Annotated in this window: 13 protein-coding genes; 5 read left to right on the top strand and 8 right to left on the bottom strand. The window is 63.0% G+C overall.

What is annotated here, in order from left to right:
• Positions 1–52 precede the first annotated feature (52 nt).
• The 5 genes from AC5P7X_RS02640 (at position 53) to AC5P7X_RS02620 (ending at position 5733) form a co-directional block, all read left to right on the top strand.
• Positions 53–946, top strand: coding sequence for a LysR family transcriptional regulator ArgP (locus AC5P7X_RS02640; protein WP_053498160.1), 894 nt, complete (start codon positions 53–55; stop codon positions 944–946).
• Positions 947–1024: 78 nt separating this feature from the next.
• Complete coding sequence (locus tag AC5P7X_RS02635) at positions 1025–2431, top strand: TolC family protein (protein ID WP_070489259.1); 1407 nt, start codon at positions 1025–1027, stop codon at positions 2429–2431.
• A complete protein-coding gene (locus AC5P7X_RS02630) occupies positions 2424–3437 on the top strand; it encodes an HlyD family secretion protein (protein WP_005415763.1) in 1014 nt (337 codons plus the stop codon). Before AC5P7X_RS02635 ends, AC5P7X_RS02630 begins: the two co-directional genes overlap by 8 nt.
• On the top strand, positions 3422–4609 hold the full coding sequence (locus AC5P7X_RS02625) for an ABC transporter permease (protein WP_053498154.1): 1188 nt from the start codon (positions 3422–3424) through the stop codon (positions 4607–4609). Before AC5P7X_RS02630 ends, AC5P7X_RS02625 begins: the two co-directional genes overlap by 16 nt.
• Positions 4606–5733, top strand: a complete 1128-nt coding sequence (locus AC5P7X_RS02620) for an ABC transporter permease (protein ID WP_495214393.1) — start codon at positions 4606–4608, stop codon at positions 5731–5733. The genes AC5P7X_RS02625 and AC5P7X_RS02620 overlap by 4 nt, the downstream gene beginning before the upstream one ends.
• Positions 5734–5861: 128 nt before the next feature.
• Here AC5P7X_RS02620 and AC5P7X_RS02615 read toward each other — a convergent pair whose 3' ends face one another.
• The 8 genes from AC5P7X_RS02615 to AC5P7X_RS02580 all read right to left on the bottom strand — a co-directional run bounded on the left by AC5P7X_RS02615 (position 5862) and on the right by AC5P7X_RS02580 (position 14550).
• Positions 5862–6230 (bottom strand): glycine zipper 2TM domain-containing protein, encoded by a 369-nt coding sequence (locus AC5P7X_RS02615; RefSeq protein WP_005415760.1) that lies wholly within the window; start codon positions 6228–6230, stop codon positions 5862–5864.
• Positions 6231–6395: 165 nt separating this feature from the next.
• A complete protein-coding gene (locus AC5P7X_RS02610) occupies positions 6396–8618 on the bottom strand; it encodes a methyl-accepting chemotaxis protein (RefSeq protein WP_372485806.1) in 2223 nt (740 codons plus the stop codon).
• A gap of 209 nt (positions 8619–8827) precedes the next feature.
• Complete coding sequence (locus tag AC5P7X_RS02605) at positions 8828–9220, bottom strand: hypothetical protein (RefSeq protein WP_495214392.1); 393 nt, start codon at positions 9218–9220, stop codon at positions 8828–8830.
• The gene (locus AC5P7X_RS02600) at positions 9220–10107 is read right to left on the bottom strand and encodes a DUF2628 domain-containing protein (RefSeq protein WP_329841614.1); all 888 of its coding nucleotides are present in this window, start codon (positions 10105–10107) and stop codon (positions 9220–9222) included. The genes AC5P7X_RS02605 and AC5P7X_RS02600 overlap by 1 nt, the downstream gene beginning before the upstream one ends.
• Positions 10108–10237: 130 nt before the next feature.
• Entirely contained in the window at positions 10238–10783 is a 546-nt protein-coding gene (locus AC5P7X_RS02595) for a hypothetical protein (RefSeq protein ID WP_329841613.1), read from the bottom strand.
• Positions 10784–11131 carry a DUF596 domain-containing protein gene (locus tag AC5P7X_RS02590; RefSeq protein WP_329841611.1) on the bottom strand — a complete coding sequence of 116 codons (348 nt, stop codon included), beginning with the start codon at positions 11129–11131 and terminating at the stop codon, positions 10784–10786.
• A 214-nt stretch (positions 11132–11345) separates the two neighbouring features.
• Positions 11346–11717, bottom strand: coding sequence for a ribonuclease toxin immunity protein CdiI (gene cdiI, locus AC5P7X_RS02585; RefSeq protein ID WP_143566447.1), 372 nt, complete (start codon positions 11715–11717; stop codon positions 11346–11348).
• Between the two features lie 7 nt (positions 11718–11724).
• Positions 11725–14550 (bottom strand): hemagglutinin repeat-containing protein, encoded by a 2826-nt coding sequence (locus tag AC5P7X_RS02580; protein WP_495214391.1) that lies wholly within the window; start codon positions 14548–14550, stop codon positions 11725–11727.
• Between the last annotated feature and the right edge of the window lie 22 nt (positions 14551–14572).

Here is a 14572-nt window from a genome sequence, read left to right as displayed (position 1 = left end):
AGACAATCTGATTTTTCTTTATCCTGTGCAGGAAAACTGAAGGGGCACCGGCATGGATCTGGTACATCCACAATTGGCCGCATTCGCTGCGGTGCTGGAAGAAGGCAGCTTCGAGGCTGCGGCACGCCGCCTGTCGATCAGCCCGTCGGCACTGTCGCAACGGATCAAGGCCCTGGAGGACAGGCTCGGGCAGGTCCTGGTGGTGCGCCAGGCCCCCTGCCGACCGACCGCCGCCGGTGAAGCGCTGCTGCGCCGGGTACGCCCGATGCAGGCGCTGGAAGCCGAGGCGCTGGCCGAGCTGCTACCCGAGCGTGGCAACGACGCTGCGCGTACGCCCATCCCCCTGGCGGTCAACGACGACTCGCTTGATACCTGGTTCGTGCCCGCCATCGCCGACCTGCACCAGCGCCATGGCTACCTGTTCGACCTGCGCATGGACGACCAGGACCACACCCTGCAGCTGCTGCGCGATGGCAGCGTGCTCGGCGCAGTCACCGCCGAAAGCCAGCCGGTGAAGGGCTGCAACGTGCACCCGCTCGGCGCCATGCGCTACCACGCGATCGCTTCGCCCGGCTTCGCCCGCCAGTACTTCAACGATGGCATGCAGGCCGCGGCCCTGGCGCGCGCACCGATGCTGGTGTTCAACCGCAAGGATGAACTGCAATGGCGCTTCGTGCGGCGCCTGACCCGCGCGCGACTGCAGCCGCCGCTACACTACCTGCCCTCTTCCACCGGTTTCGTCGAAGCTGCCGCGTGCGGACTCGGTTGGGGCATGGCCCCGGAAACCCTGGTCGCGCCCGCCGTGCGCGCCGGCCGCGTGGTGGTACTGGAACCCCGCCGCTGGCTGGATGTGCCGCTGTACTGGCAACATGCCGCCGTGCGCTCAAGCACGCTGCAGCACATCACCCAGGCGCTGCGCACTGCGGCCAGCGGCACCCTTCGTTGAGGACAATCCGATGACCGCAGACTCGGGCTTCACGCCGCGCGCACTACCGTTTGCGCACTTCTTTACCACTGGGACGGCATGGGCGTGATCGGCCGACGTACAAGGATGCACCGCGCGAAGGCCGCGCTGGCGCTGGTGCTGGCGACCTGCCTGCCAACCGCTGCGTCCGCGCAGAACAGCAACGACGCCCCCGCATTGGACTGGGAACAGGCACGCCAACGCCTGGAGCAGGTCTCCGATGCACTAGCCGCCGCAGATGCAGCGGCGCGCAACAAGCAGGACCTGCAGGACGCCACGCGCCTGCTGCGCCTGCCGGAGATCACCGGCGAAGTGCGCCGCCTGCAGTTCCAGAAGACCCTGACCCTGCCACTGGGTTCGCTGGCGCCCGTGGCTGAAGCCTTCGGAATCGATTCGCCGCTGTCGTTCACCGAGCGCGACTGGCGTACCCGCCCGGTAGTGACCGCGGTGCTGCCGCTGTACACCGGCGGCGTGATCCCGGCCGCGCAACGTGCGGCCAGCGCCGCCCATGAGCAGGCCAACGCCGAGCGCGAGGCACAGCGCCAATCATTGACCGTGCAGCTGGCCCAGGCCTACTTCGGCCAGCGCCTGGCCGAGCAGGCGGTGGACGTGCGCCGCGACGTACGCGACGGCCTCAACCGCCACCTGTCCGATGCAGAAAAGCTGGAGCGCGAGGGCTTCGCCACCCGCGCCCAGCGCCTGCAGGCCACCGTGGCCCGCGACAAGGCCGAGCGCGAATACCAGAAGACGGTGAACGATCTGGCTACGCTGAAGGCCGCGCTGGCCACGCTGCTGCGCAGCGGTGGCGAGGTGCAGCCGGTGTCGCCGCTGTTCGTGCAGCGCGTGCCGATGGAACCGGTGGCCAGCTTCGAGCGCACGGCGCAGGCGCGCCAGCCGCAGATCGCGCGCTTGCGCGCGATGGTGGCGCAGGCCGAACAGGGCGTGCGCGTGCAGCAGGCCAAGCTGAAGCCGCAGATCTTCGCCTTCGGCCAGTACGACTTCCGTCGCCGCGACGAGATGCTGACCGACCCGGACTGGGCGTTCGGCATCGGCCTGAAGTACACCTTCCTGTCGCCGAACTCGCGGCCGGCGCAGATCAGCGCCGCGCGTGCGCAGCAGGACCAGGCCGAAGCGGGCCTGCGCGAGGCCGAGAACCAGGTCGCACTGGGCGTGCGCAAGGCCTGGAACGAACTTGAGACCGCGCGCCAGCAGTTCGTGCTGCTCGACAGCAGCATCGCCCAGGCACAGGAAAACCTGCGCCTGCAGGAGCTGGCATTCCGCGAAGGCCAGGCCACCTCGCTGGATGTGATCGATGCGCGGCTCGGCCTGGGCGGCGCCCGTGTCGAGCGCGCACAGGCCGCCTACCAATACGACATTGCGCTGGCACAGTTGCTGGAGATCAGTGGACAGATGGACCGTTTCGAAGAATTCCGGCGGCGTGCGGACGAGGTGATCGACCATGAGTGATGTGCTGCACGACGATGCGACGACGCCCCCCGGCAAGCGACGGCTGGGACCGATCCTGCTGGTGGTCCTGCTGGTCGCGGTGGTGCTCGGCCTGTGGCTGGCCTGGCGCAGCCCGGCCGACCAGATCCAGGGCATGGCCGATGCGGACACGATCAACGTGGCCGCCAAGATCACCGCGCGCGTGGCCGAGCTGAAGGTGCGCGAGGGCGATCGCGTGCAGCCCGGGCAGGTGCTGTTCCTGCTCGACAGTCCCGAAGTGGCCGCCAAGGAACAGCAGGCGCACGGCGCATTGGCCGCTGCGCAGGCGGTGGCCGACAAGGCCGATGAAGGCGCGCGCAGCGAAGACATCCGTGCCGCCGAAGCGAACTGGAAGCGGGCCGAAGCCGGCGCGACGCTGGCCGAAGCGACCTACCAGCGCGTGCAGAACCTGTTCAACGAAGGGGTGATGACCCGGCAGAAGCGCGATGAAGCGCATGCCCAGGCCACCAGTTCGCGCGAACTGGCCCGCGCCGCCCGCGCGCAGTACGACATGGCATTGGCCGGCGCCCGCGAGCAGGACAAGCGCGCAGCCCAGGGCCAGGTACAACAGGCGCAGGGCGCGGTGGCCGAGGTCAACGCCGCGCGAGCAGAAGTGGAAGGACGCGCGCCGGTGGCGGGCGAGATCAACAAGCGCATGGCCGATCCGGGCGAGCTGGTGCCGGCCGGCTATCCGGTGTTCACCCTGGTCGACATCGACCGCATGTGGGTGGCGATGAACCTGCGCGAATCGCAGATGCAGGGCCTGAAGGTCGGCAGCAAACTGCAGGGCAGCGTGCCGGCGCTGGGCCTAGATGGTGAGTTCGAGGTCTACTTCATCAATCCGGCCGGCGACTACGCAACCTGGCGTACCACCCGCCAGTCGTCCGGCTATGACGTCCGCAGCTTCGAGGTGCGGGTGCGCCCGGTACGCCGCATCGAGGGCTTCCGCCCCGGCATGAGCGTGCTGTTCGCATGGCCCCAGCACTGAGCCCGGACCGCAACGGCTTCGCCGCTTCGTGGCGGCGCGAGCTGCAGTCGCTGCGCAGCAACCGTGCCGACCTGCTGCTGGTCACCCTGCTGCCACTACTGATGCTGGTAGTGATGGCATGGATGTTCACGCCGTCGGTGATGCGCGATATCCCGATTGCTGTGGTCGACCTTGACCACAGCAGTGACAGCCGCCTGCTGCTGCGCATGCTCGACGCAAGTCCCGGCGTACGCGTCGCCAGCCAGCCAGCGGACCTGGAGGAGGCACGTTCGCAGCTGCGCAGCCTGGACGTGTTCGCCATCGTGCTGGTGCCGCGCGATGTCACCCGGCAGGCGCTGCGTGGGCGCCAGGGCACAGTGTTCGCCTATTACAACGCCACCTACATGACCACCGGCCAATCGGCGTCGCGCGACATCGGCGACGCGGTCTCGGCCTGGAACGCACGCCTGCTGCGCGAGCGCATCGGCCTGCAGGTCGGCCCGGGCAAGCTGCGCGCGGCACCGATCGCGGTGCAGTCGGACATCCTGTACAACCCGGCGCGCAGCTACGAGCTGTTCCTGCTGCCACTGATCTTCCCCGCAGTGCTGTCGCTGGTGCTGGCACTTGCGGTGGCCGGCAGCCTCGGCCGCGAGATCCGCGATGGCACCCTGCCCGCCTGGCTGGCTCGCACGCCGTGGTCGGCGATTGCCGGCAAGGTCGCGCCGTACCTCCTGCTGTTCTCGCTGTATGGCGCGCTCGGCATCGGCTACCTGGCCTGGCTGCGCGGCGATGGTGTGGCCGGCAGCGTGCTCCTGCTGCTGCTCGCACAGCCCCTGTTCTACCTGGCCACGGCCGCCTACGCGTTGTTTTTCGTCGGCGTCACCCGCGACATGGGTACCGCGCTGTCCGCGGTGGGTCTGAGCATCGGCACCGCACTGGCGTTTTCCAGTGCCACCTTCCCGGTGCTGGACGGGCCGTTGTTTACCCGCGTCTGGCACCAGCTGCTGCCATTGAGCGCCTACATCAAGCTGCAGACCCAGCAGCAGTTCATCGGCTCGCCGCTGCAGGTTTCGGCATGGCCGCTGGCTACGCTGCTGTTGATGACGGTGGTGGCCGGTGGCATCGGCGGCCTGCGCCTGATCGCCTTTGCACGCACGCCTGCCGCCGCACAATCCGCAGGGGCTGACGCATGAGCATGCTCTGGCGCAGCCTGCGGCAGACCCTGATGGCGGTGCTGTGCGACCGCTACGCGATCGTGGTGATGGTCGGTGCGGTGATCCTGTATTCGTTCTTCTATCCAGCCGCCTACCGGCACCAGGTGGCCGGCAACCTGCCGGTGCTGGTGGTGGACGAAGACCATAGCGCGACCAGCCGCGAGCTGCTGCGCAAGCTCGACGCACTGCGCGTTGCGCGCGTGGTCGGGCAACCGGCGGACGTCGACAGCGCACGCCAGCAGCTCGAAGCCGGCCACGCCGAAGGCATCGTCGTGATCCCGGCCAACCTGGAACGCGACATCCTGCGCGGCCATCCGGCCAAGCTGGTATTGCTTGGCAACGGCGCCTACCTGGGCCGTGCCAGCTGGGTGCTGGGCAGCGTGGCCGATGCACTGGGCGCATTCGGGCGCGACGCCGTGGTCGGCCAGGCCGCCTTCATGGGCGCGCCACAGGCACCGCCGGTCACCCTGGTGCAGCGCCCGCTGTACAACACGCAGGAAGGCTATGGCAGCGCCATCGTGCCCGGCGTGGCCGAGCTGATCGTGCACCAGACGCTGTTGATGGGCATCGGTGTTCTGCTCGGCGGCCGCCGCCTCGCACTGGGCCGGCGCCTGCGCTTCGACCTGCCGACGCTGGCCGGCATGGCGTTGGGCTTCGGCCTGATCGGCCTGTTCGGTTTGTTCTGGTATGCCGGGTTCACCGCCTGGGTGCAGGACTATCCGCGCGGCGGCAATCCGCTGGGCCAGCTGCTGGGCGGCACCTTGTTCATCGCCGCGACGGTGGCCTTCGGCCTGTTCGTCGGCAGCTTCTTCCGCACCCGCGAGCGCGCCTTCCAGTACATCATCGCCACCTCGATCCCGCTGTTCTTCCTGGCCAGCCTGTCGTGGCCCGCAGTGATGACGCCGCAACCGCTGGTCTGGCTGGCACAGCTGCTGCCGACCACCTCGGGCATCAACCTGATGGTGCGCCTGAACCAGATGGACGCCCGCCTGGCCGACATCAGCCACGAACTGATCACCCTCACCGTCCTGCTGCTGCTCTACGGCGGCCTCGCCACCTGGCGCCTCCTCGCAAAAAAGGGGACGGAGGGGATTAAGTCGTAACCGGCCGGTTTGGGAGATTGCGACTTAATCCCCTCCGTCCCCTTTTCCTGCAACGAAGAACGCCGGCGCGGGGCCGGCGTTCGAGTACTGCGATGTGGAAGGGGAAAACTGGGGCTGTCGGCGATCGATCAGCGATAGACGCGTTCGCAGCGGCGCTCGACCACGCGGTCGCCATTCTTCTGCTGGCTGTTGCCCTGGATCTGGCGACCGGCCGCACCACCGGCCACAGCACCGGCCACGGTAGCGAGCTTCTTGCCATTGCCGCCGCCCACCTGGTTGCCCAGCAGGCCACCGATCACCGCGCCGGTGGCCGTACCGGCGATGCGGTTCGGATCGCGCGAGTTGCGCTGCACTTCCACGTTCTTGCAGACCACTCGGCTGCCGTCGTTGAACTTGCGTCCCTCATCGCGCGGCCCATAGGTCTGCGCACCGGCTACCGACGAAGCCGCCAGCAGGGTGCCCAGCACAAGCAATCGGGTCGAGGTCTTCATGGCCATCTCCTGAGTTCCGGAATGGCGCCAGTGTCCACCCGCAGTTGGCAACCGGAAGTGAAATGCGCGTGTCCGCCACCTCATCGGCCATCGCGCGTTCAGGAAGAAAATCCGCGCCCATCACGATCAGCCATCGTGATGGGCCCCGTCTCCCTACCGGCGTGCCACGTTCTAGAACTCTTCCCAACCACCGGCATTGGCCGCCAGTGTCGGTTCGATGCGGGGTGAAAGCGCAGCGGGCCGGCGTACCGGGGTGACCGTCGCAGCTACCGCTGCCAATGCGGGGCGTACCACCGCCGCTGCCGTCGCCGCACCCGTGCGGAACACCGAAACCGCCTCAGCCAGCAGGTTGGCCTGCTCTTCCATCGAGCGTGCCGCTGCACTGGCCTCTTCCACCAGCGCCGCATTCTGCTGCGTGGTCTCATCCATCTGCACCACAGCCTGGTTCACCTGCTCGATGCCCGAGCTCTGCTCCTGCGATGCGGCGGAGATATCAGCCATGATGTCGGTCACGCGCTGCACCGACGCCACGATCTCGCCCATCGTGGTGCCTGCCTGGCGGACCAGCGCCGATCCGTCGGCGACCTTGCCGACCGAATCCTCGATCAGGCTCTTGATCTCCTTGGCCGCACCGGCCGAGCGCTGTGCCAGCGTGCGCACCTCACTGGCCACCACTGCAAAGCCCCTGCCCTGCTCGCCTGCACGCGCGGCTTCCACCGCCGCGTTCAAGGCCAGGATGTTGGTCTGGAAGGCGATGCCGTCGATGACACTGATGATCTCGGCGATCTTCTTCGACGAGGCTTCGATGGCCGACATCGTGGTGACCACCTGGCCGACCACCTCGCCGCCCTGCGACGCGACACCGTGCGCGCCAATCGCGAGCTGGTTGGCCTGGCGTGCGTGCTCAGCGTTCTGCTTCACGGTGGAGGTCAGTTCCTCCATCGACGCCGCCGTCTCTTCCAGGTTCGCCGCCTGCTGCTCGGTGCGCCGCGACAGATCGGTGTTGCCCGAGGCAATCTCGCCTGCCGCCAGGTTGATGCTGGACGCGCTGGACTGGATGCGGCCGACAATCTGCTTGAGCTGATCGACGGTGGCATTGCAGTCATCGCGCATGCGGGCGAACACGCCGTGGAAGTCGCCCTGCATGCGTACGGTGAGGTCACCGCGCGAGATCGCCTGCAGCAGCGTCGACACCTGCACCAGGTTCTCGTCGGTGGTCTGCATCAGGCGATTGAGTCCAGCCACCATGTCGCGGAAATCATAGGCGAAGCGATCTTCATCGCCGCGCAGGCTGAAGTCGCCCGCCGCCGCGGCCGTCGCCAGCCGGCGGATCTCGCCGTTGATCGCCGACAGGCTGGTCTTGGTCTCGTCCATTGCCTGGGTGATCGCCGCCTTCTCGCCCGGCAGCGGATCCATGTCCACCGACAGGTCGCCACGGGCGTAATGCTTCATCACTTCGATCAGCCGGTTCTGCACTTGCACGTGCGAGCCGACCAGCGCATTGGTCTCGTGCACCATGCGCCCGTAGTCGCCGGGGAAGGCAGCCTCGTCCATGCGATAGCTGAGGCTGCCGGCATCGTGCTGGCGGGCCAGCTCGCCCTGCGCCGCCATCACCGACTGCAACTGCGCCTGCATGCGCTGCATCGACCTGAGCAGCTGCGTCACCTCATCGTTGCCGGACGCGTCGATGCTGTTGTCCAGCCGCCCGTTGGCGATGCCGTCGGCCAGCTTCACCGCACCTTCCAGCGGGCGGGTCAGGCTGCGGGTGATGGCCCACGCGGCCAGCGAGCCCAGTATCAGGCTCAGCACGCCGAACACGATCGACAGCGTGCCGGTCCAGGATTCGGTTGAACGGTATTCCTCGCGGCTGCGCGCGGTCAGTGTCTCCTGATGCCGCAGCAGGGTCGAGATCGTCTCGTTCCATGCGGTAGCCAGGCCGTGCTCGGCGAGCAGTTCCTTGGCCGCACCGTCAAAATCCCCCGCCTTCATGCGCTCGTGCAGATGCTGGGTGGAGGCGTCGGTGGCCTTGCGTGCCGCGTCGATCTTCGCCACCAGGGCATCACCGGTGGCATCGCGTGGAATCTTGATGTACTTGGCCCAGATGCCGTCGTAGGTCTGCGACAGCTCCTGCGCCTTCTGATAATCCTTGTCGAAATCCTCACCGCGCTTGATCACCATCAGCCGGCGATGCATCAGCACCGCGTTGTTGGTATCCAGCATGTCGTTCAACAGCCGCATCTTCACCATGTTGACGTCCACCACCTTCGAGAACTGGGCGGACTTCAGGTGATTCCCGTACAGCACCAGGCCGACGATGGCCACGATGAACAGCAGCAGCAATCCAAATCCGGCACCCAGCCGGGATCCCACTCGGAGGTTGCGTAAGGCGAGCATCTCAATTCCCTTGATCATGGCCGTACGATCGATGGCGGCGCAGGCAGGGGAAACTTTATGGGCTGGTATTATTATATCGATCCAAAACTCTGGAACTGTGCAGACAGGTGTGAAATAGGACGAACCACGAAGGCGTTATATCCAGAAGGTATATCGCCACGTGCAGCGAAATGGGATCAGACAGGGACCTGCCAGCCCGTTGCGCGGCATTACGGGGCAGCTGGTCCCGGGAAGACCAGATCCTTCCCGAGCCTTGCCGCATAGACGCTCTCGAACTGGAAGGAGAGCACAAACCGGAACCCGCACGCCGCGGCGTAACGCTTGATGAAGTGGCAGATTTCCTCCCAGGCGCTTTCAAACCCGCACGCGCGGAAATGGAACGAACCCAGCAGGCCCACCTGCCACGAGGCCTCAATCCCTTCCGCTACGACAGCTTCCGGCGGGTCGACGATGCCGAACCCGAAGCCGGTGTTGGATGCTGGAAGATATCCACGCAGACCGTCAGTACCGTCGAAGTACTCGGCCTGGATCGAATCCAGATCGTGCAGCACGGGACCCAGATCGGCACCGGCTTCGACTTCGAGAAACAGCGAAATGCTCATTACCTGCGCAAGCCGATGAGGGTATGCCTGTTGAAGAACCGCATCTTCCCCTCGATCGTGAAGTCCGTGCGCCTGATTTCACCCAGCATCATCTCGCGCTGCGCCTCGCTCAACGTGCACGGCTCCAGGACATTCGCCTCCAGCACTTGACCTGGTGGCGCCAAACGCAGCTCGACAATGCAGGCATTGCCCTCGATGGGAACACCTGCTGGCCACGCCGTCATTGCGATCGCACGCATTTGCTCCTGGTACTCCACCTGCTCCGCTTCCTCTATCTGCGGGTCCGGCAGATCCGGCGGGTTCGCCGCCACGTGCAGAGCAGACTGCGTGGGCGTTGGCTCTGATATCGAACCAACGATCAGTTTGATCAGGGTGTTCTGTGAGGCCGTTACCGCCAAGGCGATCACCAGAGCGGTGTAGCTGACACCACCAGCCTTCTGCAGCTCAAGGTGCCGCCGATGTGCCCCGCGATGCTCAGCATCAACCTTGCGGACAATCCTTCGGCAATGCGCTAGGTACAGCGGATTCGCCAGGATTCCTGCAAGTACGCGAAACACCACGAAGGAGAGCAAGGACAACCATGGCAGCCCCAGCAGCACGAAGGTGGTCATCAGCAACGGCGAAAGGATGAACCAGATCGCGCCCCACGCATGCATGCGCCGGAAGAAGAACCAGAGTGACGAGAACAGGAATGCCGGCCAGTTCCAGCGCCTTGGCGCCCCGCCGCTTGCGTCGTACAGCCTCCAGTAGTGGAGGTAGGTGGAGAACCGGTCTCCTACCACGATCGCCAGTGCGTCCTTCTCGCTCGGCCCATCAGAGGTTGCATCTGTGCTCTGCACCGCTTCACCGACGGCGCTGCCGAAGGTGGGTTCAATCCTTGCTCTCATTATTTTTCATCCAAACTCGACACGAAATCACTCACGACCGCTTACCACGTAGCATCTCGGCTATTGAGTCCCACCCCGCCTGTACTCAGCGCGGCCTTACTCGAACTCAATGCAACGACCATAAACACTCTCAAGCCACGACGCAGATTGCAGTCACGACCTGCTCCGGCTCATCCTCAAGCGGCACACCCCAACCGGAAATTTCGAGGGCAGCGTACTGACCTCCGCTACAGAACCACTCCTCTGCTTCATCGAAATGCAACTCGGTGAAGCCAAGAAAATCTGAAACCAGACTTCCAATGCCAACTGAACCTGCTGCAAGTCCACGATAGGACTTACGTGCAACGACATCCCACGGCATCCCCAATGCGTAAACCTTGATCGCCCGCACACCCCAGTCGCCGATCGTAATAGAGAGCGCAGCCATATCACCAGTGCGATCACCGCCAGGCAGGGAGAACAGGAGCCCGCCGTTTCCATGCTCGTCAGGACCATACCTTTCCAGACGAAGATCAGGCCCGTCCTTAAACCTGTACAACTGAGCATCCGCGTCGATCAGAAATGCAGCAATAGCCGCGTCCAGATCATCGTATGCCGCATGTAACGGTATAGCTGCCATCGATACACCAGGAACAATCGGCGCATTCCACTCAATGGAATTCAAACCGATGCTCATTCACGTCCAACAAAGCTCACCATTACCAAGAACCCATACAATTCCTGCAGGAGCTGCAATCAAGAACCAAAGGCACAGGTCAGATTCCAACTCTTCCCTGGCCGACGGCCAAGCCCTCCGAAGAAGCTCGACCTGCTCTAGATTTGAACCATCCAAAAGCCGACCGTCAGACGCCAATTTCGCCCTTCCGGACTCCAGAATATCAAAAATAATGTCGAGAAAAATATCCCGCTGCGCGGCAAAATCGACAGAAGATCCCGCCAGAGCACCATTTAGCGCCTGCCACATTGACACCATGGAATACCCAAAAGAATGCTCCACGACATAATTAGTATATCCCTCGGCCACTTGAACTTCATCTCCACCGCACCGCCATTATTAATCGATGGATGAACAACATCCACCGTCCATTTTGCGCCAGTGTTCCCCGCAGATGATGAAAATGCCCACAGGCGAATTATCAAGCCATTTGGCCGCTGAATTACATAAAGCTCACCCTTACCCTGAATTACGCGAGGCCCGGGCATCAACGATGCTGCAATCAGCAGGGCCCCAGTCTGGATTAGCCATTTCCCGGCTCATTTCGGCACAGCATTGAGCGAACGTACTCAGCCGATCCCGGAGTTCTTTCTATATACTTGAGACATGCCATACCCAGGTATCTACTAAACTCTTCATCACTAACAATTACAACGTCCGGGTCGTACTTGAGCCCATATGAAAATTCCACCCCAGAAAAATGATCATCCACGTCGAAGCTATTGTTATCCGGAAATCTACAATCAACATCATCGGTACCAAAACCCCAGCCCCTTGATAGACACTCGAGCATCTGAATAAACATTCCCGACGAATAAATCCAATCAAAGTAAGCAAAAACCACCCAATCAGAATCCCTCTTATCCATCCAAGATCCAAACAACTGATCACTCATAACGGCCTCACTTAGGGTGGAAATTTTTAACTACACCAGCATCATCGATATACACAACGAAAGAGACGCCTCCCGCATTGGACTCATATATCCTCTTCCCCGCAGCAGCAGCGTCCTTGTAACCCTTCGCAGCAGCCTCCTGGCCGAGCGCCAAAACCTTCCTATCTGACATTATAGCCGGATCATAAACCGTCTTCGTCTGGACTTTATTTTTATAGCCCACAATTACTTTCCCAGTAGGATCCAACGCCGGCACCTGATAGGAAATAACGGAAACACCCGGAACATCCGTGGAAACCTCGCTTACGATTTTCACGCCACGAGCCGCAGCCTCCGACCTGAATTCCACTGAATTGTGCGCCCCAGAAATTCCGCTCTTCTGAGAATAACCATCTGGACGAGAAATATGCGCATCAATATCGACCTTGAATGATATGCCGTCCGGATAATTAACACCCCCCAGGTGAGCAATACTTCCATCCCCAACAATGTTATCTGGCAGCAAATGCGGCGGCAACGAGCCATCCGGCTCCAATTTCACCGAGCGCGCCACTCGAGCTCGTTCGAGCGCCTCCGAGGCAGCGGCCTCCAATGCGGTGGTCTTAGCCCCCTTTGCAAGGAACGCCTCAGGCCCTAACAAAGAGGTTCCGATATCAACAGTGAGCTTTCCGCCAACGTTCGCAGCTTGGTCGACATCCTCAAAGTTCCACGAGTTTCGTCCACCAGCTAAGTAGTAGGCCAACCCCGCAGTCTTCTCCATGTACTCATTGATGGCCTGGCTTATCGCGTTGTTGCGTTTTTGGGAGAAGGCCTGCAAGCCAAGCTTGTCCATCTCCTTGTAATCCGAGACCAGACCCAGCAGAACACCGATCTGGCTCATGCTTGCAGCACCCGCTACCAGGTCTCTTCCCCCAGTCCAGAGCCCATTTACAAAGGCAGCACCAGCGACTGCTCGATTCGTCGACGACAGCCAGTCAGCTTCCGCACCGTAGCCTGCACCACGCAATAGATCGACAGTGTTCGAACCACACTCACCAACGAGCGAACAGTACACCTTCCTTTGCAGATCTTCGGTAGAAGAGTGAATGGCAATTTTTTCAAGGCTTACCCCAGAACCGGCATTCTTGCTTGCAGCGATGAGCTTATCGGCGTTTTCCGCCATCCATGCGTCATACTCTCCCTTATATATAGGTGAGTTATGCGATTCCAATGCAATTTTCGCAAGTGAGCGCTGTTCAGCACATGCGGCAGATCCTGGCACTTGGCACGCCATCAACAGCTTGTAATCGCGCTCAGCGGAGAGCCGCTCGAAGTTTTCCTTGATATCGCAGTCTTTACCTGCATCAGAGCAGATAACGGTCGCCTGAAGGTACTCCATCCGCTCGTCGTGATTCAGGTAGTTATTCTCAACGGAATTTTTTGCAATACCCATACCCAATGTCGCGCCAGAAATTCCTGCAGCGGAAAGTCCTCCCGCCATTGCGCCGACTGCCTGTCCGAGCACCCTTACTTGCTCCGCCTGCTCGGGCGACAACTGCCCCTTATTCTGTTTGGCGTAGTAGTCACCCAGGAACTTCGCCGCCAGCTCACCACCACCGGCCGCCAACGCCCCAGTCCCCGCCTTGCCACCATTGGCCTCTGCCAACAGCGCGCCCAGCAGCGCGTGCGACAGCATCTGCATGGCCTCGCTAGGCACAGCACTCTGCTTGTTCGGGTCAAAGGTCTTGCCGATCAGTTCAGCCGCATACGGTGCCAGCGCGTTGGAACCCAGCTGACCCAGCCCCTGTCCTTCAACACCACCGACCAACGCGCTGGTCACTGCGCCGAGCGCGCGGCCATAGACGCCATCCGGGGCCCACTTCTGCTGGGTAGCGAGCGCATCGGGGTAGGATGCATCGAACGCGACCAGGCGCTTGAACTGCTCCTCGGGACGAAGCGCGTCGAACGCCCGTCTCTCTTCGGGACTCATCGGCTCCCGATACTTGTCCGTGATCTTTTTCGCATCTGCACTGCCAATATCCCAGGCAATCTGCTGGCTGGTGGCCATCACCGTCCCCGCCGCAGCCGCCATCGCCTGCTGGTCTGCCAGCAGCTTGCTCGCATCCGGCAATGCCTCCAGCGCACGATGCGCTCCACTGGCGTCGGTGTTGATGCCCAGCTCTGCCGCCGACGTCTGCTTGCCACCGATGGTGATGTTGCCCTCGGTCAAGGTGGCAAGGGTGGAGCTGCTGTCGCTGCCCTTCTCCATCATCGGCAGGCCCGGACCACCTCGCGGTGCGGCCGTTCCCGGCTTGGGCGCCCCGCCATTCATCTGCCCGCCCGCACCGCCACTGATGCTGCCGGAGCTGGCTGCGTAGTCCATGTGGTTCTGCAGGTCAGTGAACGTCAGCGAATCCGCAGTCAGTTCACTGTTGCCCGCATGGGTGCTGGCAATCGCACCGCCCACCAGATTCACGTGGCCGGCATCGACGTGGTAGCCGCCGTTGCCGGCAAACAGGCCGCTCTGCTGGCCGACACCCTGATAGCTGCCGCTGGCCTTGCCTGCGCTGGCATACCCGTCGGCATTCCACGCGGTACCGAACGACACCTGCACGCGGCCACCGACCTGGCTGTTCCTGGACATGCTCTCGGCAATGTCCTGCAACGACTCGATCGTCAGCGTGCCGCCGGTCTTGACGTCGATGCGATCAGCGGTCGCCGTGGCGCCATGCAGTGTGGTATCGCCCTCGGCCTTCATCGAGATGTTCTTGCCGGTCAGCGTGGTGTTCTGCCAGGTGCTGCTCTCGGCATTGGCCTTGCTGCTGCCAACACTGGCTTCGGCGTACACGTACACGCCGGTCTGCGCCCCTACCGAG

Source organism: Stenotrophomonas sp. YJH_SMC_53, assembly GCF_059369995.1.
The sequence above is the reverse complement of the archived record's forward strand: the minus strand, read 5'-3'. Positions and strand labels throughout refer to the sequence as shown.